This is a genomic window from Serratia sp. CY43202 (assembly GCF_052168755.1).
In the GTDB taxonomy this organism is placed as follows: domain Bacteria; phylum Pseudomonadota; class Gammaproteobacteria; order Enterobacterales; family Enterobacteriaceae; genus Serratia; species Serratia bockelmannii.
Map to the genome: position 1 here is coordinate 170,692 of NZ_JBJNMB010000004.1, position 15,124 is coordinate 185,815.

Here is a 15,124-nt window from a genome sequence, read left to right on the forward strand (position 1 = left end):
CAGTGAATGTGGTGAGGGGAAATGACTCAGGTTTATAATTTTAGCTCTGGCCCGGCGATGCTGCCGGTGGAAGTGTTGCGTCGTGCGGAACAGGAACTGTGCAACTGGCACGGCCTGGGCACGTCAGTGATGGAGATCAGTCACCGCAGCAAAGAATTCATCGCCGTTGCCGAGCAGGCGGAACAGGATCTGCGCGATCTGCTGAAAGTCCCCTCCAACTATAAGGTGCTGTTTTGCCACGGCGGCGCCCGCGCACAATTTGCCGCGCTGCCGCTGAACCTGCTGGGCGACAAGGTCACCGCTGACTATATCGACGGCGGCTATTGGGCGCACAGCGCCATCAAGGAAGCAGAAAAGTATTGCACCCCGAACGTCATCGACGTGAAAACCCGCATCGACGGCCTGAGCGGCATCAAGCCGATGAAAGAGTGGCAACTCAGCGCCGACGCGGCCTATGTGCACTATTGCCCGAATGAGACCATCGACGGCGTGGCCATCGATGAAACGCCGGACTTCGGCGACAAAGTGGTGATCGGCGATTACTCCTCGACCATCCTGTCCCGCCCGCTCGACGTCAGCCGCTTCGGCGTGATTTACGCCGGCGCGCAGAAAAATATCGGCCCGGCCGGCCTGACGCTGGTGATCGTGCGTGACGATCTGCTGGGCAAGGCGCGCAAAGAAGTGCCGTCGATCCTCGACTACACCGTGCTGGCCGAGAACGATTCGATGTTCAACACCCCGCCGACCTTCGCCTGGTACCTGTCCGGGCTGGTGTTCAAATGGCTGAAAGAGCAGGGCGGCCTGGTGGAGATGCAAAAACGCAATCAGGCCAAGGCCGAGCTGCTGTACGCGACCATCGATAAATCCGACTTCTACCGCAGCCAGGTGGCCATCGCCAACCGCTCGTGGATGAACGTGCCGTTCCAACTGGCCGATGCGGCGCTGGACAAAGTGTTCCTCAGCGAAGCCGAGGCCATCGGCCTGCAGGCGCTGAAAGGCCACCGGGTAGTTGGCGGCATGCGCGCTTCTATTTACAATGCGATGCCGCTGGCCGGCGTGCAGGCGCTGACCGACTTCATGGCCGACTTCGAACGTCGTCACGGTTGATTCCGTCAGCCCGCCAGGCGCGGGCTGCCTCAGGCTGTTGTCCTTTTGCATTAAAGCGGCTCCGGCATTATTCCGGAGCCGTTTCGTTTATCAGAATTGGAGAGTTTTGTTCACATGGTGGATTCCCTGACGTTACAACCGGTCGCCCTGGTCAATGGCACCGTCAACTTACCCGGCTCGAAGAGCGTTTCTAACCGCGCTCTGCTGCTGGCGGCGCTGGCGAAAGGCACGACCCGGCTGACTAACCTGCTGGACAGCGACGACGTGCGTCATATGCTGAACGCGTTGCAGGCGTTGGGTGTGAACTATCAACTTTCCGCCGATCGTACCGTGTGCGAAGTGACCGGCGTGGCCGGGCCGCTGGTGGCCGGCCAGCCGCTGGAACTGTTCCTCGGCAACGCCGGTACGGCGATGCGCCCATTGGCGGCGGCGCTGTGCCTCGGCGAAGGCGACGTGGTGTTGACCGGTGAACCGCGCATGAAAGAGCGCCCGATCGGCCATCTGGTGGACGCGTTGCGCCAGGGCGGGGCGCAGATTGATTATCTCGAGCAGACCGATTACCCGCCGATTCGCCTGCGCGGCGGCTTCCTGGGCGGCGACGTCACCGTTGACGGCAGCGTCTCCAGCCAGTTCCTGACCGCGTTGCTGATGACCGCGCCGCTGGCGCCGCAGGATACGCAGATCCACATCAAGGGCGAGTTGGTTTCCAAGCCGTACATCGACATCACGCTGCATCTGATGCGTACCTTCGGCGTATCGGTGAGCCACGACAACTACCGGGTGTTCCATATCCAAGGGCGCCAGACGTATATCGCGCCGGGCGATTATCTGGTTGAGGGCGACGCTTCTTCCGCCTCCTACTTCCTGGCGGCGGCGGCGATCAAAGGCGGCACCGTGCGCGTGACCGGCATCGGCCGCAATAGCGTGCAGGGCGATACCAAATTCGCCGATGTGCTGGAGAAAATGGGCGCGCGCATCACCTGGGGCGACGATTTCATCGAGTGCAGCCGCGGTGAACTGCACGGCATCGACATGGACATGAACCACATTCCGGACGCGGCGATGACTATCGCCACCGCGGCGTTGTTCGCCGAGGGGCCGACCACCATCCGCAATATCTACAACTGGCGGGTGAAGGAGACCGACCGTCTGGCGGCGATGGCCACCGAGCTGCGTAAAGTGGGGGCGGAAGTGGACGAGGGCGAAGACTACATTCACGTCGTGCCGCCGGCCAAACTGCAGTTTGCCGAGATCGGTACCTACAACGATCACCGCATGGCGATGTGCTTCTCGCTGGTGGCGCTGTCGGATACCCCGGTCACCATTCTCGATCCGAAATGCACCGCGAAAACCTTCCCGGATTATTTCGAGCAGTTGGCGCGCATCAGCCAGCCGGCGTAGTAACCCGTCAAATCGTTTATTTTAAGGCCCCTTTGTGGGCCTTTATCGTTTTTAACCTTCGGCGACCGGCGTTTCTTCTATACTTTTTCGCGGTTGTGCGCTTATTTTCAACAACCGGACAGTTCCAGGGTAACAGATTGCCGTAGGGCAGCGTATAATACGCCACCGTATTTGCCCCTGATTGGGCAGGTGGCAGAGCGCACGGGCTTCGAGTCGAAGCGCGCCGTGTCTCTGTGAGGTTTTCTACCTGAAGGAGAGAGAAATGACGGCTACAGCCCCGGTGATAACCGTTGATGGACCAAGTGGCGCAGGCAAAGGCACGCTGTGTAAAGCGTTGGCCGAGTCCCTTGGTTGGCGTTTGCTGGATTCCGGCGCGATCTATCGCGTGCTGGCGCTGGCGGCGTTGCATCATCAGGTGGATATCACTTCTGAGGAAGCGCTGGTTCCGCTGGCCGCACATCTCGACGTTCGCTTCGTTGCCCAGGACGGCAAGCTGCAGGTGATTTTGGAAGGTGAGGACGTCAGCAATGAGATCCGCACCGAAACCGTCGGCAACACCGCGTCGCAAGCGGCGGCGTTTCCTCGCGTGCGCGAGGCGTTGCTGCGCCGCCAGCGCGCATTCCGCGAAGCGCCCGGCCTGATTGCCGACGGTCGCGATATGGGCACGGTGGTGTTCCCGGACGCGCCGGTCAAGATTTTCCTCGACGCCAGCTCGGAGGAGCGCGCACACCGCCGCATGCTGCAGTTGCAGGAGAAGGGCTTTAATGTTAACTTTGAACGTCTTTTAGCCGAGATAAAGGAACGGGACGACCGTGACCGTAATCGGCCTATCGCGCCTCTGGTGCCTGCTTCTGACGCCCTCGTGCTGGATTCTACCAGTATGTCGATCGAAGAAGTGATCCGGCAGGCGTTGACGTATGCACAGAAAGTGTTGGCGTTGCCGCAGCAATAAGCGCGGCGGCGCTATTGGCTTTTTGTCATATTTGTCATAGCGGTATCGCAATATATCGGGTAAAATTTTACCCCTGTAACCTTAAACCCTGTCGGCATGGAGCCAATGGCGGGGTATGTGAAACAACCCCATTCGGCGGGACGCTAAATGGACGTTAAACTAAAGAACCCTGAAGATTAACAACATGACTGAATCTTTCGCTCAACTCTTTGAAGAATCCTTAAAAGAAATCGAAACCCGCCCGGGTTCCATCGTTCGTGGCGTCGTTGTTGCTATCGACAAAGATATCGTACTGGTTGACGCCGGTCTGAAATCTGAGTCTGCCATCCCGGCTGAGCAATTCAAAAACGCCCAGGGCGAGCTGGAAATCCAGGTTGGTGACGAAGTTGACGTTGCTCTGGATGCTGTTGAAGACGGCTTCGGTGAAACCCTGCTGTCCCGTGAGAAAGCTAAGCGTCACGAAGCTTGGATCACGCTGGAAAAAGCCTACGAAGAAGCTGAGACTGTAACCGGTGTTATCAACGGCAAAGTGAAGGGTGGCTTCACCGTCGAGCTGAACGGCATCCGCGCGTTCCTGCCAGGTTCCCTGGTTGACGTGCGTCCGGTACGTGACACTCTGCACCTGGAAGGCAAAGAGCTTGAGTTCAAAGTCATCAAGCTGGATCAGAAGCGCAACAACGTTGTCGTTTCTCGCCGTGCGGTTATCGAATCCGAGAACAGCGCTGAGCGCGATCAACTGCTGGAAAACCTGCAGGAAGGCATGGAAGTCAAAGGTATCGTTAAGAACCTCACTGACTACGGTGCATTCGTTGATCTGGGCGGCGTAGACGGCCTGCTGCACATCACTGACATGGCTTGGAAACGCGTTAAGCACCCAAGCGAAATCGTCAACGTTGGCGATGAAATCACTGTTAAAGTGCTGAAGTTCGACCGCGAGCGTACTCGTGTCTCCCTGGGCCTGAAACAGCTGGGCGAAGATCCATGGGTTGCTATCGCGAAACGTTACCCAGAAGGCACCAAGCTGACTGGTCGTGTAACCAACCTGACTGATTACGGCTGCTTCGTAGAAATCGAAGAAGGCGTTGAAGGTCTGGTACACGTTTCTGAAATGGATTGGACCAACAAAAACATCCATCCGTCCAAAGTTGTTAACGTGGGCGACGTAGTGGAAGTGATGGTTCTGGACATCGATGAAGAACGTCGTCGTATCTCCCTGGGCCTGAAGCAGTGCAAATCCAACCCATGGCAGCAGTTCGCAGAGACCCACAACAAGGGCGACCGCGTTGAAGGTAAAATCAAGTCTATCACTGACTTCGGTATCTTCATCGGCCTGGACGGCGGCATCGACGGCCTGGTTCACCTGTCTGACATCTCCTGGAACGTTGCAGGCGAAGAAGCAGTACGTGAATACAAGAAAGGCGACGAAATCGCTGCGGTTGTTCTGCAAGTTGACGCAGAGCGCGAGCGTATCTCCCTGGGCGTGAAGCAGCTGGCTGAAGACCCGTTCAATAACTACCTGTCTATGAACAAGAAAGGTGCTATTGTTACTGGTAAAGTCACTGCAGTTGACGCCAAAGGTGCTACAGTTGAATTGGCAGGCGGCGTAGAAGGTTACCTGCGTGCATCTGAAGCCTCTCGCGACCGCATTGAAGATGCAACTCTGGTTCTGAACGTAGGTGACGAAGTTGAAGCTAAATTCACCGGCGTTGACCGTAAGAACCGCGTTGTAAGCCTGTCCGTACGTGCTAAGGACGAAGCTGACGAGAAAGACGCCATCGCAACTGTTAACAACAAACAGGAAGAAGGCAACTTCTCTAACGCAATGGCTGAAGCTTTCAAAGCGGCTAAAGGCGAGTAATGACGGGGGGCGGTTTCTGACCGCCCCGATACGGTAGTTTAGCTGCAAAGCTTGGAGGTACTATGACCAAGTCTGAACTTATTGAAAGACTTGCTGGCCAGCAATCTCATATTCCGGCGAAGGCCGTTGAGGATGCAGTGAAAGAGATGCTTGAGCACATGGCCGCTACGCTGGCCGAGGGCGAACGCATTGAGATCCGCGGATTCGGCAGTTTTTCTCTTCACTACCGTGCCCCGCGTGTAGGTCGCAACCCGAAAACCGGTGACAAAGTTGAGCTGGACGGCAAGTACGTTCCTCACTTCAAACCAGGCAAAGAGTTGCGTGACCGCGCCAATATCTATGGCTAGTCGCTGACTGCTCATAGCGTTGTTGCTTGAAAAGAATATAAAACGGTGCCTTTAAGGCGCCGTTTTTTTTCGCCTGCGGTTCTCCCTGCTCCGCTTAGGAATTGCGCACCGCGCCGCATTTACGATGTGGCTCCTGCATAGATCTCTCTTATCCTGCCATGTTCACCGCATCTTCATTAAAGCCCGCTGGCGGTGACATGTCGGCTGAATGATCCTGCTTGCTTGCCATGACGCGCTTTTGCTCATGGCGGAGCCGATGGGAGAAGAGCGATCAAAATTTCGCTGGATCTGGCGATATTCGCCGTTATCTGCGGCATCCTGCCGCTGCTGGTTTTACCGCAGTTGCCTGAGCAATGGCAGCTGTGGCCGATGCTGCTTGTTGCCGGTTTACTGCTGCGCATTCGTTGGCCGTTCTGCCGTTATTTGGCCTGCCTGGGATTGGGGTTCGCGTGGGCGGTTTTCAACGCCGGAAGCCTGATTGGGCAAGTGGAGCGCTTAAGTCGCGGGCCGGATGTGACGGCGGTGGTGCAGGTTAGCAGCATCGCGCTGAAGCCCGCCGCCAGTAAACAGGCGCTGATGCGCATCGAGCGGATAGATGGTCATTGGTTGGTACCTGCATTGACGTTTACCACGCTATGGGCCCCGGAACAGCAGCGCCTGTGCGCCGGGCAGCGTTGGCAATTGAAACTGCGTTTGCGGCCGGTACATGGCAAACTCAATGAAGGCGGCTTCGACAGCCAACGGTGGGCGATCGCACAACGCCAGCCGTTGACTGGGCAAGTCAGGCAGGCTCGTTTGCTGGATGGCGATTGCGGCCTACGCCAGCGCATAATCAGCCATGCGGAAACCAATATCGGCGAGCTGCGTTACAAGGCTGTATTGCTGGCGTTGGCATTTGGGGAGCGAACCGCGCTGGAGCAGGCTTTGCGCATGCTGATGTTGAAAACCGGCATCGCACACTTGATGGCGATCTCAGGGTTGCATGTGGCGATGGTCGCCATCTTGTTCTGGGTTACATTGCGTGCGCTGCAGTTTTTTCTTCCTTCTCATCTAATTGGCTATCGCTTTCCGCTGGTCGCGGGCTGGGTAGCGACGCTGATCTATGTCTGGTTGGTAGGCGCCCAGCCGCCGGCGGTACGCACCGCGTTGGCGATGACGTTGTGGATGCTGCTGCGCTTGCGCGGCGTTCATTGTTCTTCCTGGCAGGTGTGGCTGTGGTGTGTCGGGCTTATTTTGCTGTGCGATCCGCTGGCGGTCTTGTCAGACAGTTTCTGGCTGTCGGTACTGGCGGTGGGGTGCCTGATTTTTTGGTTCGAATGGGCACCGCTCGGCGAGCGATTTCGTTCGACCTGGTATTGGGCACCGGTGCGTTGGCTGCATATTCAGCTCGGCATGACGTTGCTGCTGGTGCCGATGCAGGCCGCGCTGTTTCTGGGCCTGACGCTGACCTCGCTGCCGGCCAATTTGTGGGCGGTACCTATTGTCTCCTTAGTAACGGTGCCGCTGATTTTGCTGGCGGTGATGTTTGGCTTCTTTCCCTCGTTAAGCTACGGGCTATGGTGGCTGGCGGACTTCACGCTGCAGTGGGTATTTGTGCCGCTGCATTACCTGCAACGCGGCTGGGTGGATTTGGGCGCGGCTTCGCTGTTGGCCAGCGCGGCGGGATGGCTCATCGTCGTCTGTTGGCGCTTTCATTGGTGGCGGCGTTATGCGTCGGGACTGGCGACGATAGCGATATGCTGCGTGCTGTGGCGGGAAAAAGAACCGGCTTACCGCTGGCGAGTCGATATGCTTGATGTTGGGCACGGCTTGGCGGTGGTCATTGAGCGAAACGGCAAAGGAATACTGTACGATACCGGCGATCGTTGGCCGGGTGGCAGCGCCGCCGAGCGGCATATTTTGCCAATGCTGAACTGGCGGGGTATTGAACTGGAACAGATCATTATCAGCCATGACCACCTCGATCATACCGGTGGGGTGCCTGCTGTGCGGCGGGTGTTTCCACAGGCTACGGTGCGCAGCCCGATGCGCGGGGAGGGGCACTTGCCCTGCGTCGCCGGTGAGCGCTGGCGCTGGCAGGGGTTGCAATTCGAAGTGCTGTGGCCGCCGAAAACGCGTAAAAAGCCGGGTAATGACGACTCTTGCGTGATCCGTATCGACGACGGGAAACACAGCATGCTGCTTACCGGCGACGCGGAAAAAAAGGCGGAGGCGCAGCTGCTCCGGTTACGGCGCGATCGCTTGGCGGCTACGGTGTTGCAGGTGGGGCACCATGGCAGCAGAACCTCTTCCACGCCGCCGTTTCTGCGCGCGGTCAATCCTCAGGCGGCATTGGCGTCAGCATCTCGTTACAACAAATGGCGTTTGCCGGCGCGTAAAGTGGTCGCCAGATACCGGGCAAATGGCATTATATGGCGCGATACGACGCGCTCCGGCCAGTTATCGGTACTTTTTTTCGACAACGATTGGCAAATTAAAGGCTTTCGCGAACAATTAATGCCCCGTTGGTACCATCAGCGGTTTGGCGTAGAGGGTGATAATGAGTAAAATAGGCCGCTATTTCTTCCGATGCTGGTATTTGCATGATGAATGATAAAGATCTCTCGACCTGGCAGACATTCCGTCGACTCTGGCCGATGATCACTCCTTTTAAGACCGGGCTGATTGTGGCCGCCATTGCGTTGATTATGAACGCAGCGGGGGACACGCTGATGCTGTCTCTGCTTAAACCGCTATTGGACGATGGGTTTGGAAAAACCGACAGCAGCGTGCTGGTGTGGATGCCGTTGGCCGTCATCGCGCTGATGCTGATGCGCGGCGTAACCAGCTTTGTTTCAAGCTACTGCATTTCCTGGGTTTCCGGCATGGTGGTGATGCAGATGCGTCGCCGCCTGTTTGGCCACATGATGAGAATGCCGGTGGCCTTCTTCGATCAACAGTCCACCGGGACTTTGCTGTCACGCATTACCTATGATTCCGAGCAGGTAGCTTCCTCCTCGTCCAGCGCGCTGGTGACCGTGGTGCGTGAAGGGGCTTCGATCATTGGCCTGTTCATCATGATGTTCTACTACAGCTGGCAGCTGTCGGTGATCCTGATCGTGCTGGCGCCGATCGTCTCCATCGCTATTCGCCTGGTCTCCAAGCGTTTCCGCAACATCAGCAAGAACATGCAGAACACGATGGGGCAGGTGACCACCAGCGCCGAACAGATGCTGAAAGGCCATAAAGAAGTGCTGATCTTCGGTGGCCAGCAGGTGGAAACCGAGCGCTTCAACTCGGTCAGCAACCGCATGCGTCAACAGGGCATGAAACTGGTTTCCGCGTCTTCGATTTCCGATCCGATCATTCAGCTGATCGCTTCGCTGGCGCTGGCGTTCGTGCTGTTTGCCGCCAGCTTCCCAAGCGTGATGGCAACCCTGACCGCCGGTACCATTACCGTGGTGTTCTCATCGATGATCGCGCTGATGCGCCCGCTGAAGTCGCTGACCAACGTCAATGCCCAGTTCCAACGCGGGATGGCGGCATGCCAGACGCTGTTCTCCATTTTGGACATGGAACAGGAAAAAGACACCGGCACCCGCGAAGTGAAGCGTGCGAAAGGCGATATCGAATTCCGCAACGTCACTTTCTACTACCCATCCAAGGAAACGCCGGCGCTGCGTGATATCAACCTGAAAATCGCCGAAGGCAAGACCGTCGCCTTGGTGGGCCGTTCCGGTTCGGGTAAATCCACTATCGCCAACCTGTTGACGCGTTTCTACGATATCCAAGAAGGCGAAATCCTGATGGATGGCCACGATTTGCGCGAATATACCCTGGCCTCGCTGCGCAATCAGGTAGCGCTGGTCTCGCAAAACGTGCACCTGTTCAACGACACCATCGCCAACAACATTGCCTATGCACGCGAGAGTGAATATAGCCGCGAGCAGATTGAGAAAGCGGCCGAAATGGCGTACGCAATGGACTTCATCAACAAGATGGAGAACGGCCTGGATACGGTGATCGGTGAGAACGGCGTAATGCTGTCCGGCGGCCAACGTCAGCGTATCGCCATCGCGCGTGCGTTGCTGCGCGACTGCCCGATCCTGATCCTGGATGAGGCGACGTCTGCGCTGGATACCGAGTCCGAACGTGCCATTCAGGCTGCGCTGGACGAGTTGCAGAAAGACCGTACTTCATTAGTGATCGCGCACCGCCTGTCGACGATTGAGAAGGCGGACGAGATCCTGGTGGTGGAAGATGGTCGCATTGTTGAACGCGGCGAACACACCGAGTTGCTTGAACGGCAGGGCGCCTATGCGCAACTGCACCGCATGCAGTTTGGTCAATAATGATTGAGCGCATCTGGTCCGGCGGTTCGTTGCTTTATCTGGCGCTATTGCCGCTCTCGTGGCTGTATGGCCTGTTCAGCTGGCTGATCCGCCTCAGTTACCGCTGCGGCCTGCGTAAAAGTTGGCGTTCGCCGGTGCCGGTGGTGGTGGTGGGTAATCTCACCGCCGGCGGCAACGGCAAAACGCCGATGGTGATCTGGCTGGTGGAACACCTGCAGCAGCGGGGCTACCGCGTTGGGGTGGTGTCGCGCGGCTACGGCGGCAAGTCGGCGGTCTATCCTCTGGTGCTGGGTCAGAATACATCGACCCGCGAGGCGGGGGATGAGCCGGTGCTGATTTATCAGCGTACCGGGGCGCCCGTGGCGATCGCGCCCAAGCGCGCCGAGGCGGTGCAGGCTCTGCTGCAACAACAGCCGCTGGATGTGATCATCACCGACGACGGCTTGCAGCACTATGCTTTACAGCGTGACTTCGAGCTGGTGGTCATCGACGGTGTGCGTCGGTTCGGTAACGGCTGGTGGTTGCCGGCCGGACCGATGCGTGAGCGTGCTGCGCGGCTTGGCAGCGTCGATGCGCGTGTCGCCAATGGCGGCGTGGCGCAGGCCGGAGAAATTGCTATGCGTCTGCAGGCGCGTGACGCAGTGAACCTGCTGAGCGGTGAACGTCGTCCGGCGGCCGAGCTGCCGCGCGTGGTGGCGATGGCGGGTATCGGCCATCCGCCGCGTTTCTTCGCGACGTTGGAAAAGCTGAACGTCGAGGTGGTGCAGGAAGTGGCGTTTGCCGATCATCAGGAATATCAGCAGGCGCAGCTGGCGGCGTTGGTTAATGCAGAGCAAACGCTGCTGATGACGGAGAAGGACGCGGTGAAATGCCGCGCCTTTGCCCAGCCTAATTGGTGGTATTTACCGGTTGATGCGGTGCTACCTTCCGCTCAGGCTGAGCAACTGCTGCAGGATATCGAGTCTCTACTGGCTAAGTAACCTCAGGACGCCAGCGTGACAAGCCCCAGGGCTTGCGCGCAGGCTTCCAGCGAACGCTGCTGGGTTTGCTGATACAGCGCCAGCTCGTCGATCACCTCACTGCCCAACGCGTGTTCAAACGCTGCCCGGCTGGAAGCGGCGTTGTACTGCGCGTGGCGGCTGTCCCCCAGATTCGACTGGAAAATCCCCGCCGCGCTGACCGGCAGAAAATCTTCATACACCAGTGGCTGGAAGCGAACGTGTTCTTTCTCGATCAGTTGCTCCAGGGTGCTGTGCTTATCCAGCGATTCTTTGGCCGCCAGGCCGCATTCGGTCGGGAAATAGCGGAACCAGGCCAGCTGTTGCTCGCGCAGCGTGGCGTAATCATCCGGAAATGCCCGGAAGTTTTCTTCCAGCAGCTGATAATAGCGTTCGGCATTTTTCTCGCTCGGCGGCGTCTGCAGCGCATCGTTGGTGGCCTGCAGAAGACGATCGTAAAGTTCGCGTCCTTTCGTCGTCAGCGCCACGCCGCGCTGTTCGATCTCGCCGAACCGCGCGGTATGATGACCGGCGACGACGCGGCCGTCGCGCTCAACGAAATCGACGCGTTCTTCTAACGCCTTGAAGCTGGTCTGGCGCAGCAGGATCGCGCGACGGCGCCGAGGCGGGCCCTCGATGACCGCTTTGGGCGTAATACCGCGGGCGGGCATCGCCTGTTGAACGCGATCGATATCCAGCGTGCGCGGTGTCAGATGATTGATATGCGGCCCTTTAAACGCCACCACGTCGGCGATCAGGCGATGCTGATCGTGTAGCTGCCGGTATTCTTCGGCGCTGACCGTCGCCTGGTTGTGCCAGCGGAAGGTTTCCAGCGCTTGTTCGACAAATTCTTGCGCCTGTACTTCATTTAGCCCGCCTTGCGCTTCCTGCAACGCGATCAGTTCCAACGCGCGATCGGTAAAGATACGGCGGCGCGCCAGCAAGCCTTCGGCCAGCTCACGCAGCGCGGGATCTTCTATCAGCTCCAGGCGAAGCAAGGAGGTAAATACGCGGAACGGACTGACCTGCAGCGCGTCTTCGTGTACGGCGCGAAAGGCGGTCGAGTGCACGGGAACGCCCGCCACAGACAGATCATAGTAACCGACCGGCGCCATGCCCATCACCCGGAACAGACGGCGCAGGGTGGCCAGTTCGCCAGCAGTGCCGACCCGGATCGCGCCGTGGCGCTCCATCGCAAGGCGTTCGATCTCGCCGGTGATTTGCAGTTGATGAGCCAGTGCGGCATCTTCGCGCAGAACCTGTCGGTTGGTTTCCGCCACCAGCTCCAGCAGATCGCCGTACAGCGGTACCTCCTTTTGGTACATGTCCGACATCGCGTGAGAGAATCTGGCGCGGATTTCATTAGGTGAAACGAACTGCTGGGCGGTCATGCGCATAGCTCCTTGATTCAGCATAATCTGAAAAATCGTGTTTTTAGCGGCAAAAGTGCTGGCGAAAAAGCCGTCTGCCTTGTTTTCCCCTCAAGTTTAGCCATCTGATTTGGGATTTGTTATAGACGTGGCAAGCATATTAGAGTTTTATGCGTTAGCTCTCATTTGTAGCGCACGGACGGGCAAACGATGCCTCGGTGAGGAGAAGAACGCGGTGGATCGGCCGCGGCGAGCGTTAAATTAAGTCATGTATATTCATGGGGATAAAAATAAATTCGGCGTATTTATGAATTAAAGGCAATAAACCTCTTGTGCATTCATCATTTTTATGAGTAAATGCAAGTCGGCCTGTAATCCAGACCTATTTATGTTCGAGTTTAGAGTTAAGCAGTTCCTCCAAAAACGTTATCATCCGATTCCGCTTCAAAGACGAACCTTCTAAGTACCTCCCATAAGTAATGTTTCTGACATGGCCACAATTGCCTCTTATGGCAGGTTTTGTAAATATATTTAAAGGTAAAAGTAATGTCTAAGAAGACGGGTCAAGTTAAGTGGTTCAACGAAAGCAAAGGTTTTGGTTTCATTGAGCAGCACGACGGCGGCAAAGATGTATTCGTACACTTCTCCGCTATTATGACCGACGGTTTCAAGACCCTGGCTGAAGGCCAGCGCGTCGAGTACACCATCCAGGACAGCCCGCGCGGGCCGGCTGCCGCTAACGTAGTTGCTCTGTAAGAAGACAGGGAACGCGTATAGGAGATCTTAATACAACCATGGTGATGCCTCAGCGCTGAATCATGCGGAAGATATTAAGTTCAACAAGCCCGCCTTCGTGCGGGTTTTTTAATTTTTTGCTCACGAGAGGTTTGTTACGAAAAACTTTAGGATGGGCTGGTAGCGTCCAGACAATATAAAAAATGACGTTGTCAAGGATGCTCAAGTAAAAGGATATAAGTTATGTTTAAAAATACTGTGTTAAAAATGGGCCGTGTGAAATGGTTTAATCAGGCCGAAGGCTATGGTTTTATTTCACCGGTAGATGGCAGCGACGAAATCTATGTCAATCGCAACGCTATCGCCAACACCAAAAATAAGTCGTTGAACGAAGGTCAGAACGTTGAGTTCTCGATCTATCGCAGCTCGCATGGGCTGTCCGCGGCAGACGTTATCGCGTTCTGATCGCACCCACCTTCCTCGCCAGTGCCGGTGTCGCCACCCGCAAGCACTGGCGAAGATAAATCCCGCGATATCCACTATTATCAGGCCATTGCCTACTCGCCACGGATATCAGGATGACCATCCCGACCCTTTCCCTTACCGCCGCTCGCGCGCTGCACCTTGCCGCCCAGGGGCTGCTTTCTCCGCTTAAACGCCAGGCTCGGCCCGATGACGTCTTGAGTGCGATCCAGCGCATGGGGTTGTTACAAATCGATACCATTAGCGTCGTTGCTCGCAGCCCGTATCTGGTGCTGTTCAGCCGTTTGGGAGCCTATCAGCCGGAGTGGCTTGAGCAGGCGCTCGCCGGCCGCAAGCTGTTCGAGTATTGGGCGCACGAGGCCTGTTTCCTGCCGATCGAAGATTTTGGCCTGCTGCGCCACCGCATGCTGGCGCCGCATGATATGGGCTGGAAATACTCCGCCGCCTGGGTGCAGCAGCACCAGGCCGCGATGGACAACCTGCTGCGGCACATCGAACAACAGGGGCCGGTGCGCTCCGCCGATTTCAGCGCCGAGAAGAAGGGCAACAGCGGGTGGTGGGACTGGAAACCGGAGAAACGTCATCTGGAAATTCTTTTTACCGCCGGCAAGCTGATGGTGGCCGAACGTCGCAACTTCCACCGGGTTTACGATCTGACCGAAAGGCTGCTGCCGGCCTGGGACGATGCGCGCCATACGCTGCCTGTGGAGCAGGCGCGCCGGCAGATGCTGTGCCGCACCTGCCGCTATCTGGGCATTTTCCGCGCCGAGTGGTTGGCGGACTACTATCGGCTGAAGCGCGTGGCGCCAAAAGCCTTGCTGGCAGCGCTGCAGGAACAGGGCGAGATTACGCCGGTGCAGGTAGAGGGGCTGGAAGGACAATTCTATGTGCATGAATCACTGGCGGAATTGCTGCCGCTGGCGGAGCAGGGCAAACTCAAATCGACGGTCACCAGCCTGCTTTCGCCTTTTGATCCGGTGGTGTGGGATCGCCGTCGGGCGCTCGAGCTGTTCAACTTTGACTATCGGCTAGAGTGTTACACGCCGAAAGAAAAACGTCGCTATGGCTACTTCACCTTGCCGGTGCTGCATCGTGGCGAGCTGGTGGGGCGGATTGACGCCAAGGCGCACCGTCGCCAGGGCATCTTCGAGATCATCAGCTTCCATGCGGAACCGCAGGTGCGCTTCGGCAAACAGAGAACGCAAGATATCCGACAGGCCATCGCGCGCACGGCCAAATGGCACGGTGCACAACGCGTCGCGCTGGGCGACATTCCGGCGGTGTTGGCCGCTGAATGGGGTGCCGGCTGGGAAGTGGGATAACGAGCGACGCCGTCGGTGGGGTAAAACGAAGTTAAGCGTCGCTCGTTACAAAGGGGCTCAGTGGCTGAAGTTAGCGAACAGAGCGATGATTTTATGCAGACGTTTGATCACGTATTACTACCTTTTTGTGATTTGTATCACAAAATTCTACGCCGGGATGCGCCGCAGTTCAAGCTGTTGCGCCGGCGCGGTGAGGAAATATCGGCGGGTTGGTGCCGCC

12 protein-coding genes are annotated in these 15,124 nt (G+C 57.4%); 11 read left to right on the top strand and 1 reads right to left on the bottom strand.

The window, feature by feature from the left end; all coding sequences use genetic code 11:
- Positions 1-21 precede the first annotated feature (21 nt).
- The 8 genes from serC (at position 22) to lpxK (ending at position 10,976) form a co-directional block, all read left to right on the top strand.
- Positions 22-1,107: a 3-phosphoserine/phosphohydroxythreonine transaminase gene (gene serC / locus ACJ8J5_RS09990; RefSeq protein WP_025302275.1), complete on the top strand. Its 1,086-nt coding sequence runs from the start codon at positions 22-24 to the stop codon at positions 1,105-1,107.
- A gap of 114 nt (positions 1,108-1,221) precedes the next feature.
- The gene (gene aroA / locus ACJ8J5_RS09995) at positions 1,222-2,508 is read left to right on the top strand and encodes a 3-phosphoshikimate 1-carboxyvinyltransferase (protein ID WP_173889777.1); all 1,287 of its coding nucleotides are present in this window, start codon (positions 1,222-1,224) and stop codon (positions 2,506-2,508) included.
- A 262-nt stretch (positions 2,509-2,770) separates the two neighbouring features.
- Positions 2,771-3,460 (top strand): (d)CMP kinase, encoded by a 690-nt coding sequence (cmk, locus tag ACJ8J5_RS10000; RefSeq protein ID WP_004928270.1) that lies wholly within the window; start codon positions 2,771-2,773, stop codon positions 3,458-3,460.
- 184 nt (positions 3,461-3,644) lie between these two features.
- Positions 3,645-5,318, top strand: a complete 1,674-nt coding sequence (gene rpsA / locus ACJ8J5_RS10005; RefSeq protein WP_004928267.1) for a 30S ribosomal protein S1 — start codon at positions 3,645-3,647, stop codon at positions 5,316-5,318.
- Between the two features lie 62 nt (positions 5,319-5,380).
- Positions 5,381-5,665: an integration host factor subunit beta gene (gene ihfB, locus ACJ8J5_RS10010; protein WP_004928264.1), complete on the top strand. Its 285-nt coding sequence runs from the start codon at positions 5,381-5,383 to the stop codon at positions 5,663-5,665.
- Between the two features lie 282 nt (positions 5,666-5,947).
- Positions 5,948-8,212: a ComEC family protein gene (locus tag ACJ8J5_RS10015; RefSeq protein WP_442520478.1), complete on the top strand. Its 2,265-nt coding sequence runs from the start codon at positions 5,948-5,950 to the stop codon at positions 8,210-8,212.
- Positions 8,213-8,247: 35 nt separating this feature from the next.
- On the top strand, positions 8,248-9,996 hold the full coding sequence (msbA, locus tag ACJ8J5_RS10020; protein WP_025302279.1) for a lipid A ABC transporter ATP-binding protein/permease MsbA: 1,749 nt from the start codon (positions 8,248-8,250) through the stop codon (positions 9,994-9,996).
- Entirely contained in the window at positions 9,996-10,976 is a 981-nt protein-coding gene (gene lpxK, locus ACJ8J5_RS10025; RefSeq protein WP_151428743.1) for a tetraacyldisaccharide 4'-kinase, read from the top strand. Before msbA ends, lpxK begins: the two co-directional genes overlap by 1 nt.
- 2 nt (positions 10,977-10,978) lie before the next feature.
- Here lpxK and hglS read toward each other — a convergent pair whose 3' ends face one another.
- On the bottom strand, positions 10,979-12,385 hold the full coding sequence (gene hglS, locus ACJ8J5_RS10030) for a 2-oxoadipate dioxygenase/decarboxylase HglS (RefSeq protein ID WP_414104597.1): 1,407 nt from the start codon (positions 12,383-12,385) through the stop codon (positions 10,979-10,981).
- A 525-nt stretch (positions 12,386-12,910) separates the two neighbouring features.
- On the opposite strand from hglS, the gene cspE reads away from it, so the two are divergent.
- From cspE to ACJ8J5_RS10045, 3 genes are all read left to right on the top strand, one after another.
- The gene (gene cspE / locus ACJ8J5_RS10035) at positions 12,911-13,120 is read left to right on the top strand and encodes a transcription antiterminator/RNA stability regulator CspE (protein WP_004928244.1); all 210 of its coding nucleotides are present in this window, start codon (positions 12,911-12,913) and stop codon (positions 13,118-13,120) included.
- Between the two features lie 222 nt (positions 13,121-13,342).
- The gene (locus ACJ8J5_RS10040; RefSeq protein ID WP_004928241.1) at positions 13,343-13,564 is read left to right on the top strand and encodes a cold-shock protein; all 222 of its coding nucleotides are present in this window, start codon (positions 13,343-13,345) and stop codon (positions 13,562-13,564) included.
- Between the two features lie 113 nt (positions 13,565-13,677).
- A complete protein-coding gene (locus ACJ8J5_RS10045) occupies positions 13,678-14,904 on the top strand; it encodes a winged helix-turn-helix domain-containing protein (RefSeq protein WP_049204253.1) in 1,227 nt (408 codons plus the stop codon).
- The last annotated feature ends 220 nt before the right edge of the window (positions 14,905-15,124 follow it).